Consider the following 3,776-nt stretch of genomic DNA (forward strand, 5'->3'; position numbering starts at 1 on the left):
GACTGATTGTTGGAAGGTTTAGTCCACGCGGATCGACGCTTCGATCCCTTCTCGAATGTGGTTCAGCACGTACGGAATGTAGATGACGCCTGAGTAATGATTGGCGCTCATGCGGATGTGATGCTCCGGCGCCAACTGCGCCGCTTCGGCCAGGGCGATTCCATTTTTCAGCGGCACGACGTTGTCGTAAATTCCGGAGTAAAGCCAGGTCCGCTGCGGGTTCAAGCGATGAGCGATGCGAAGCGGTTCGATCGGGTTGACGAGTTTTGGCAACTGATCGCCGCCGAAACCGGACGCTTCCAGCTTTTTACGCACTTCCGCCGATTCGCGCTCGCCATGTTGCAAGATATCGGTGATATCGCCCCCGGAGAGGAGCAAGAAGACGCTATCGAAACCAGAGTCGAGCGCCGCCGCGTCGCTCGCGACAAATCCCCCCAAGCTGGTCCCTTGGACGGCGATGTGATCGGCGTCGACCAACGGCAAAGCGGCGACCGCATCCCGTGCGCGGCGCACGTCGGCGATTGATTGCTTGATACGCAGCAGGAAGAGATCTCCATCGGTCTTGCGACTCCCTTCTTTGCGCAGACCATAGCCGGGCAACTGAATCATGAAGGTATGAAACCCTTGGTTTCGTAACCCTTTGGCCATCAACTGGCCGACCGTCATGCCGCTGCCGGACTCATGCACTACGATGATGGCCGGCGCTTTGGTCGCGTGTCCTTGTTCGTCTCGTGCGGCGTACCACTGCATGGCGACGCGGTCGTTCTTGTCGCTGCCGGTCGTCACCGGAGAGGGAAAACGCACCAGCGCATCGCCGCGTCCTTGGAGCGGCGTTTCGACCTCGGCGGAGAATTCGGTCCGAGGCCAGCAAAGTCCGTGTAGGCATGCCCGAGCGTCCGCGTCGTGTTCTTCAATGTCGGCCAGCGTATCGATCGCCGGAAATGACTTTCCAATGGCGATCGACAGGTCCGCAGGACGCGCGTTCGCCGGAAAGCTCACCAGCGCCAGCCACAAAATTACGAGAGTGAACAAGCGCTTCGGCATAGGACTTCTACTTGCTTAGGATGGACGAATTGGCGCCAGCGGAGCCCGACGACCAGGCATCCAGAGGCAAAGTCCAATTCCGCCAAAATACAGGAACGAGAGGGGAACCGCCAGCAAAAGCATGCTCAGCGGATCGGCCGGGGTCAGCAGCGCCGACAGGACGCAGATCACCAAAATCGCCAATCGCCAATGCTCGGTATAAGACTTTACCTCGATCATGCCGATTCGGTTTAGCAAAAGCATGACCAACGGCAATTGAAAGCTAATTCCGAAGCCCAGCGGCAGCAGCAGCGCGAAACTCATCCATTCGCTAATCCGCGGATCGGGGTCGATTCCCAGCGCCAAGTTGAAGCTGAACAAAAATTCGAGCACTGGCGCAAAGACGTAAAAGTAAGCCAACGCGGCGCCGCCAAAGAAGAGCCCCAGGCTAAACGGCAGGTAAATCCAGATATATTTCTTTTCGTGCGGATAGAGACCCGCCGCGACAAATTGCCAAATATGCCAAAAGATCATCGGGCTCGCGATAATCGCACCGCAGACCAAGCCCGCTTTGAGCCAGATCATAAAGACTTCTTCGACCTTGAGCGCCACCAGCGACGCTTCGGTTTTCTTCCACGTGACCATCGCGACCGGCGCCGTTTGCGGCACGATCGCCAGGTCTTTCACCATCGCGTCAAGATCCATTTGGCCCATCGCTTTAGGATCGAGCGCCGGCGACGGCTGATCCTTCAGGTCGGAGATTCGTTTTACCTCGGCTGGCTCAACATACAGGATCTCCGGCGACCACTGATTCGCTTTGGCGATCTGCAGCAGTTCGGTTTCTTTTTCCTCGCTGATCGTTTCGCTGCCGGTTTGTTCCTTTAATTGGTCTTTCAAACGCTGCAGCGTGCGCAGTTGGTTGTATTTGACCAGCGCGTCTTTCACCGGCTTTTCGATCGCATGGATCGCCTGATTGGCGACCAACAGGCCGATCGCCAGACCAATGGCCAGCCAGAGAATGGATTTGAAGAGAGCGGAGCGAAGTTCTTCGAGGTGCTCCCCAAAGGTCATCGCCGATCCTTCGAACAGGTCGTCATTGATCTTCTTCGCCATGGGTATTCTCCGGATACGGAATCCGTCATCGTGTGCGCGGGTGGATCGTCAACAGAGGATCAAAAACGCCAGTGCGTCATCGACCATGGGTGCGATTCGGCGCCGTAAGATACCGCTGGTCAATATTCCAGCGGCTTCAGGCCCTGACGGTTCAGGGGCGGGCGAGGAAGAACCACGAGTTTTATGCTAACATCGACCTGCGAAAATGGCAACCAAGCGCCAAAACTCGCCGCCGTACGACCAAAATAATCGTTATAAACGACGCCTCCTTAGGACTCTCAAAGTGACTCTCGACTACCCGCTGCGGTTCCAGCCGAAGTTTCGACAGTATATCTGGGGCGGTCGCCGGCTGGGGACCGAACTAGGCAAGCCGATCGATGCCGAAGGGGTGTTTGCCGAAAGCTGGGAAGTCGTCGACCATGGTGACGATCAAAGCGTGGTCGCCAACGGGCCGCTCGCGGGAAAAACGTTAGGAGAGCTGGTGCGGCGGCATGGCGAGCAACTGTTTGGGAGCCATCAAGCGACCGAGCAATTTCCGCTGCTCTTTAAATTTTTGGACGCCAACACTGACCTGTCGATCCAGGTTCATCCCGATGACGCGCAAGCGGCGCTGCTTGATCCTCCCGACTTGGGCAAGACCGAGGCCTGGGTCATCATGGACGCCGAGCCGGGCGCACGGATGTTCGTCGGGCTAAAAGCGAACGTCGATCGTGATACTTTGCGGCAAGCGATCGAGCAAAACCAGCTGATCGATCACATGCATATCATCGAGCCCAAGGCAGGCGACTGCGTTTTTATTCGGGCTCAAACGGTTCACGCGCTGGGCAAAGGGTTGCTGGTCGCCGAGATCCAGCAGTCGAGCAACACGACCTATCGCTTGTTCGACTGGAACCGAACCGACGCCGCCGGCAACTCGCGTCCTCTCCATATTCAACAGTCGCTGGAGACGATCGATTTCGCCCAAGGGCCCGTGCTGCTGCAGACGCCGATCGCGGTCGCGCCAAGCGTCGAACGTTTGGTCGAGTGCGACAAGTTTGTACTTGATCGACTCTGCTTGACCGAAGCGGGGGCGAGCGGCGGAGACGATCGCTTCCATATCCTTTCAGTGCTTAACGGCGCCGTGACGGTGGAACATCCCGCCGGGGAGTTCGAGCTTGGGAAAGGGGAGACGATGTTGTTGCCTGCGGCGAGCTCGGCGGTGACGCTGGTTCCCCGCTGCCCGTCGACGTTGTTGGATATGTACCTGCCGTAGACTCGTCGCCGCGTCGCTAGCACCGATTCCTCTTCCGCCGGTCGCCGGAAGTTTCTACACTCGCGCCTGGTATTTTCAAGGAGGAGCCCCGGCATGTTGACTTTGCGACCATTCGCGCTCGCCACGGTTACGATTTTGGCGGTATCGCAATTCGCCGGATGCTGGCCGCTGCAGCGCACTCCGTTGTTTGACCCCGGCACGATGCAACAGCAGCAGCAACGCGCCATGGCCTACGATCCGTATACCAACAATGACCTTGGACCCGAAGTTCTGGGAGGCCGCCCCCGCGACTTTGATCGCCCAGTGGCCGAAGCCGTCCAAAATGACGGAGCGAATTTTGGCGCCAACTCTCGATTTCTTCCGTAGGGCCGAGTCATAAACAGAGCGC

At 57.9% G+C, this 3,776-nt stretch carries 4 protein-coding genes; 2 read left to right on the forward strand and 2 right to left on the reverse strand.

What is annotated here, in order from left to right:
- Window positions 1-18 precede the first annotated feature (18 nt).
- Both DSM3645_RS09690 and tatC read right to left on the reverse strand, forming a co-directional pair.
- A complete protein-coding gene (locus DSM3645_RS09690; protein ID WP_002651954.1) occupies window positions 19-1,044 on the reverse strand; it encodes an alpha/beta hydrolase family protein in 1,026 nt (341 codons plus the stop codon).
- Window positions 1,045-1,059: 15 nt separating this feature from the next.
- Window positions 1,060-2,136, reverse strand: a complete 1,077-nt coding sequence (tatC, locus tag DSM3645_RS09695) for a twin-arginine translocase subunit TatC (protein WP_002651955.1) — start codon at window positions 2,134-2,136, stop codon at window positions 1,060-1,062.
- A 283-nt stretch (window positions 2,137-2,419) separates the two neighbouring features.
- Between tatC and DSM3645_RS09700 the strand changes: the two genes are divergently transcribed.
- Window positions 2,420-3,388, forward strand: a complete 969-nt coding sequence (locus tag DSM3645_RS09700; RefSeq protein WP_040352354.1) for a type I phosphomannose isomerase catalytic subunit — start codon at window positions 2,420-2,422, stop codon at window positions 3,386-3,388.
- A 93-nt stretch (window positions 3,389-3,481) separates the two neighbouring features.
- Window positions 3,482-3,754, forward strand: a complete 273-nt coding sequence (locus DSM3645_RS09705) for a hypothetical protein (RefSeq protein WP_002651957.1) — start codon at window positions 3,482-3,484, stop codon at window positions 3,752-3,754.
- The last annotated feature ends 22 nt before the right edge of the window (window positions 3,755-3,776 follow it).

Source organism: Blastopirellula marina DSM 3645 (assembly GCF_000153105.1).
In the GTDB taxonomy this organism is placed as follows: domain Bacteria; phylum Planctomycetota; class Planctomycetia; order Pirellulales; family Pirellulaceae; genus Blastopirellula; species Blastopirellula marina.